The organism is Nostoc sp. DedSLP03 (assembly GCF_034530815.1).
Classification (GTDB): Bacteria; Cyanobacteriota; Cyanobacteriia; order Cyanobacteriales; family Nostocaceae; genus Nostoc.
The window spans coordinates 156,555-162,554 of record NZ_JAVRCK010000006.1 but is presented as its reverse complement, the minus strand read 5'-3'; the positions used below and the strand labels follow the sequence as shown (position 1 = coordinate 162,554).

Annotated in this window: 4 protein-coding genes and 1 pseudogene; 1 reads left to right on the top strand and 4 read right to left on the bottom strand. The window is 42.0% G+C overall.

The genetic code is table 11. The features are described from left to right. Nucleotides 1–32 precede the first annotated feature (32 nt). From RM368_RS04990 to RM368_RS04980, 3 genes are all read right to left on the bottom strand, one after another. On the bottom strand, nt 33–893 hold the full coding sequence (locus tag RM368_RS04990) for a hypothetical protein (RefSeq protein WP_322693025.1): 861 nt from the start codon (nt 891–893) through the stop codon (nt 33–35). A 371-nt stretch (nt 894–1,264) separates the two neighbouring features. Next, nucleotides 1,265–2,743, bottom strand: a complete 1,479-nt coding sequence (locus RM368_RS04985) for a DUF1565 domain-containing protein (RefSeq protein WP_322693024.1) — start codon at nt 2,741–2,743, stop codon at nt 1,265–1,267. 289 nt (nt 2,744–3,032) lie between these two features. Continuing rightward, nucleotides 3,033–3,563: a pentapeptide repeat-containing protein gene (locus RM368_RS04980; protein ID WP_322693023.1), complete on the bottom strand. Its 531-nt coding sequence runs from the start codon at nt 3,561–3,563 to the stop codon at nt 3,033–3,035. Nucleotides 3,564–3,965: 402 nt separating this feature from the next. Here RM368_RS04980 and RM368_RS04975 point away from each other — a divergent pair. Continuing rightward, nucleotides 3,966–4,124 (top strand): annotated as a pseudogene (locus RM368_RS04975) (IS4 family transposase); the annotation flags it as partial. A 323-nt stretch (nt 4,125–4,447) separates the two neighbouring features. On the opposite strand, the gene RM368_RS04970 reads toward RM368_RS04975, so the two are convergent. Further along, nucleotides 4,448–5,278 carry a phytoene/squalene synthase family protein gene (locus tag RM368_RS04970; RefSeq protein WP_322693022.1) on the bottom strand — a complete coding sequence of 277 codons (831 nt, stop codon included), beginning with the start codon at nt 5,276–5,278 and terminating at the stop codon, nt 4,448–4,450. Nucleotides 5,279–6,000: the final 722 nt, after the last annotated feature.

Sequence of the window (6,000 nt, the reverse complement as noted above, 5' to 3'; positions counted from 1 at the left end):
TTTGTCATTTGTCATTTGTCATTTGTCATTTGTCATTTGTCATTTGTCATTTGTCGTTTGTCATTAGTTATTCTCTCCCTGCTCCCTGCTCCCTGCTCCCTCCGTTCCTGCTCCCCTGTTCCCCTGCTCCCCTGCTCCCTGCTCCCTACACCTGGGTTATGTTCGCTAGACATGGCTTTGAGTTTAGATGTAAAAGAATCAGGGCGATCGCTTGTTTTGGGGGTAAATTGCTCAATTGGGGCATGAATAGGAGCAGGCGGGAGCAGTTTTGGCTGTCGTTGATGATGGTTTGGTGACGGGAAAGGCACTGGACTTTCTTGTGAAGTTTGCTTTTGGCTGACAGCAGATAATCGCTCAAGAGTTGCTGAAGAGGTAAATTTCGCAGAAAGGGGAGGCTTTAAGACGGTTTTATTGTCTCTATCTTCCTGTTTTCCTTCTTCTTCACTCAAAGATGTCTTTGGTTGATAACTTTTCAGTTGGAGAATTGCAGTATTGCTGTGTTGATAGCCGTTGCGAATCTTAGCTGGTGGTAATTGAGGACTCGTCACTTGCTCTACAGTGGGTTTTTTCTTGGCTGGCGGTAGAGCTGGCGCAGCCGATGACGTTAAGTTTTGAGGAAACTTGCTACAAATCATCCGTTCAAATTCCATGTTGAAATGATATGTAGCCTGATCCCGGCGCTGCCAAAATACTAAAATTTGCTGCACAGAAACCGCTTTATAACGACCTTGATATAGTGCCTCAATCACTGCCAGGTGTAGCCAATTAAGGGGGTATTGCGTTTGCCAACGCTCAACTAGCTCATTGGCACTATACCCACCGAGATCGAAACTATAGTTAATTAATAAGGCGATCGCCAAGTTGGCAGAGGTGTCTGGAAGTGTTGTTAACATGGGGCTATTAGCTTTAGGCAATAGGTCTAAGATTTGTCACCCATCGCATATTAGCCTAGCGTGCTTTTAACTACATGGTTTATTTTTCCAAGAGTTGCCGAGCCGATAGGCAGTGTTCCTTATTTTACTTGTCAACTTCTAGAATGCAACCCCATATAGACTGATTTAACAAATTCTAAGGGTTTAAGTTGCATAGCAACTGACAAGACGTTCGGCGAGCGCTCAGTCGAGCCGTGAGTCGCAGCAAGTTTTATGGCTTTTGTCTTTATCCTCCTTGCAAAACTTAATTACGAATTACGAACTTGTACTGAGCGTAGCCGTAAAGCCTGCGGCATAGCTACGCTTCGGGCGCAGCCTCTCCAAGAGTTGTATTACGAATTACGAATTATTTTTATCGCAGATGTTCGACCAATGGCAACTAATGCTTGATAAACCATCGCTGCAACTTCGGCGCGTGTTGCAAAACGTAAAGGTGCAAGCACTTTCGGATCTGGATAGTTGACAACTATTCCCCGTTGTGTAGCAGTAGCAACGGCTGTTCGGGCATAATCGGGAATGGTATGACGATCGCTATATACTTCTACAACACCGCTATCAACAGCTGGTAATCCCAGTCCGTTTACTAAGGAGACAATCACCTGTAGCCGCTGCACACTTCGATCGGGGCGGAAAGTGCGATCGCTAAATCCACCAACAAAGCCACCGCTAGCCGCGATTTGGATAGCACTATAAGCCCAAAAATCCTTGGGTACATCCGTAAAATCAGGAGATGGGATTTTGGGAAATGGGTTAAAAGCGATCGCCACCATTGCTGCATACTGGGCGCGAGTCATGGGTTTATCTGGCTGATAACTACCATCAGCAAACGTATGAATTAAATCCATTCTCGCTAATGCTTGAATAAATGCTTCTGCCCAATGTCCGTTTAGTTCGGGAGATGGGGATTCGCTCGAAGCCGCGACTCGATTGGTTGGGAGTAATTCTACCAAACCCTTGACTAGAGCAGGATTTAATTGATTACCTACGGAAACTAGCTTTTGTGTAGTGGCATTATATAAATCAAATTCCCTTTGATCCCGAAAAATATTATCACCTGGATCTTCGCTATTACCTAAATCGGGGACTGCATTGCCATTGACTAATAGACCACCTTGGGTATTGTTAATAATCAGATTTTGACGTAGCACAGGTTGGGCATTGCGAGAAAGTGCGATCGCTGTGCGATTTTCTGATAATTTGTTATTGGCGATCGTTGGAACAGCAAAGTCACTAATTGCTATGCCTAAAGGGTTTCTTTGAAATACATTCCGCCGTACTTCTCCCTGGCTATGACCTGCCATTACTAACCCGCAAGCAATATTTTGTACAAATATGTTATCTAAAATTGCGGGTTTGGCAGTACCAGTGGTAAACACACCTTCCCGCCCACAGTTGCTCAAAGTATTGTTACTTAAAGTAGGTGCAGCCGATTCAATCCAGATACCAGTACCTTTGGCTGAGGGATTGGTGACAGTTATACCTAAAAGACTGGCATTATCTACCAAGAGCAACGTAATATTTTGTATACCAAAACTGGGACTTTGATACTCACCACTCCCGGAAATTACAATCCCTACACCTTTGTTAGCTTCATTACCCACCACTGTCACCCCTCTAGGGATAATTAGTGGAAACACTTCGCCACTAGCGGCCTTGTAAGTCCCCGACTCCAGATGAATTATCGTCGGGATTTTAGTTACTTTTAAAGCACGGGTGAGGCTTTTAAATGGACTCAACCGTGAACCAGTATTGGTATCATTCCCTGTCATAGGGTTGACATAGAGTGTGACGACGAGGGTAGAGTTCACCATTGATAGTTGAGAGTCAATTGTTTTAATTATGACAATCGTAAATAACACTACTTTTAGCAAACTTTTTCACAGTAATATCCTTGTGTATAGAAAATATATCCATCTGACTTTTTCTGGCAAGCAGATCGTGTGTACACAAAAGTCACAAACTCTTGTGCAACATTTTAAGTTCTCATCTCAATCGCATTGTCAGTGGAAACAATCGAGTTTAATCTCGGTGTTCCGAGGTACTGTTTTGGTTAATGTATTGAGTCAGCAACCCAGAACCCTTGCTCTGTAAGAAAATGAGTTAAACATTCTCATCCAGAATCGTTCCTTCTATATTGGCTCCATCCAAATTGGCTCCGCTCAAATTTGTCTGGTTCAAATCTGCTTGAGTGAGATTTGCCTGGGATAAGTCGGCTACAGTTAAATCTGCACCACTTAAATCTGCTCCATCTAGATTTGCTGCTATCAAGTTTGCTTCCTGTAAATCCGCCTCACTCAATTTAGTTTCAATCAATTTAGCAACCGTCAAATCAGCGTGACTCAAATTAGCTCCATCCAAAATAGCTCCATCCAAAATAGCTCCATCCAAAATAGCTTTGCTTAAGTTGCTATTACTGAGATCCGCATTGCTCAAATCTGCTCCATTTAAGTCTGCTTCAATCAAACTAGCGGCGGTTAAATTAGCGTGACTCAGATTAGCTCCATCTAAAATTGCTCGATCTAAAATTACGCCACTGAGATCGGCTTCTCTTAAATTGACCTCACTCAAGTTGACGCCAGTAAAGTCTCTGACACCTGCGGCATAGTTTTTCAGGAGTTGATCTGCTTTCATATCTGTCACTGTGATAAGGAACGTTTAACTAATTCGTAATACTTCGGCTACGCTCAGTACAAGTTCGTAATTAGTAATTTTTGAATGTAATTGCCATTTATTATATATACGTGGCTTTGTTTCAGTTTGGGTGTTTAAATAAGAGTCTGAAATAGTCTTTAATTACGAATTACGTTAGCGCAGTAGTAGCGAGTCTGCAAGCGAACGATTATGAATAATTTTGGACTATTCAGACTAACTGTAAATCTTCAGTACGCGCCACAGATGATTATTGTGATGAATCAAACTAAAGTGGATGTTGAATCAACTTTGTCTAGACTAGCTATTTTTAACTACTAGCGCTACTACCTAGAGTCGTGAGTTAATTTCATACTTGGGAGGGATGTTGCTCACCTTACAAGTCAAGCAGTACGCATGATTGCAACTCTTGGTGGCTTTTTGGGACGCAAAGGCGATGGTGAACCAAGAGTGAAAACCATTTGGCGTGGGCTGCGGCGATTACACGATATCCCTGCCACCAGGAAACTTCTTCACTTAGATTCTCCATCTCCATCTTTGTAGTTAACGAGCGCCTCTGGTGGATGTGCCACACTATCCCTACTACCCATACATTTTATGTTGATTTTGTCAACTATGCCGCCGTTGTTTACTTCTCTCACCCCTTTAGAGCCTACTTGACGGCAATCTTAAGAAAAATGTGACTAATGGATAGCTCCCAAAGGGAGAGGCTAACGCCTTTCCTCTGAAACGCTACGCGAACGCAAAGCGTCTCGTAGAGAAGGGAGAAGACCGCACTGGCTACCCTACAGAAATTCGCTGTAGAATTTTGGATGCCTAAATTTGGAGGCAATTTAGAATTATCTCCATTAGTCGTTAAGAGATTATTAGCTAGCTTTCATATTCACACTAGTCAGCTGTTCGATAAGTGCAAAAACATCACTGCGGCTGAGTTTCTCTTTACCATTAGCAAGGGCGTCAAGAGTGCCCTTTGCCAAGGTGAAGGGGATTTGACAAAAATCTAAGGCTGGCCCGGTAGGAAGGTCTTTGATATAAGCTTCGGCCAAACCTAGATTGCGTTGGGCATACTCTTGCATATTTTCTGCACTCCAACCTTCTGGGAAGAATTCTACCCCACGCTTCAAATCTTCAGTGTGGTTACGCAAGATATTGACTGCTTGTAAACCCCGACCAAAACCAATCGCCTGGGTGCGATTTGTTTGTGTTCCATCATACCAAGTCCACAAGTCAGAAAGTAACAGTCCCACTGCACCTGCAACTCCAAAGGTATAACGATCTAAATCAGATTCTGTATGAATTTTCCAGTTTTTTTCTGACCAATAAGCCATCCGGTCAGCCATTGCAGCAGTGGCATCCCAAATTCGAGGTGCAATGGTGTCTGGTGCTAGCAGTGACCATTCTCTAATCCTCAAAGTAACTTCTTCTAATGAATTCTCATACCCACTAAATCCTGCAAAGAAAGCATCTACCGCAAAGCCATCAACTCCTGCCTGTAATGTCAGGCTAATGGTTCTTAACAGCTTTGCTTTAGTAGCGTTATCTAATTCGGGATGATCTTCAATTTCATCAATGGCACGCATACACAAATATGCTGATGCTACTGCTTCTTGCAATCCTGGCGGTAAAAGACTAATTGGGATATAAAAAGTTCGGCTAGTTTCTTTGAGGATTTGCAATGCATCTCTACGTAAATTCATGTCTTCACTCCCCACTTGATTTTTGCACCACATGAAGTTTGCAGTTTTTTGATGTTACTGGATATAGTTTTGACTAAACTTTAAAAACTATAGACTATAAGATACGCTAGTATTTCATCTAAAAATTGATAGTTTTTGGTATTGCAATTAACAAAACTCTCAAATTTATCAAAGTCTAGTCTAGTATAGAGGTTTTTGGGTGCAAAATTGTTTAAAGTGTCGTTTGATATAGCTTTCATAAACTTTTAGCATACATATAAAGAATTATGGTAATATTTGGTTAGATATGACGAAATCGTTCTATAAGGAAACATCCATTTTAGCGATTTGAAAGTGCTTGAAGTCTGCGTTAATCTGACTAACAAAATGTAATTATTGTATATATAAAGACAATTCAGGAAAAGCTGACAACGGATAACAGCATTTGTACATACCTTTGGATGGGTACAGTAGTTTACCGAAGAGTTAGGGTCAGTTAAACTGGACAACATAATAAGGCTGCAATGCCTGAGTTGTGACTATAGACTATATCTAATCTATTGGAGTCAGAACCGCCTTGCTGTTCAAAGTGACATAAAGTGACCAAAATTCAAAACAAGAAGTTCCCGTATATTTACGAGATTGGCAAAAGTCGGGAAAATTCCATACTTTTCCCGACTTTTGCAAGAAGTGGGAATGAGAGGACACCTCCCTATCTTCTCTTAGCAAGGGGAGGTGCCGCA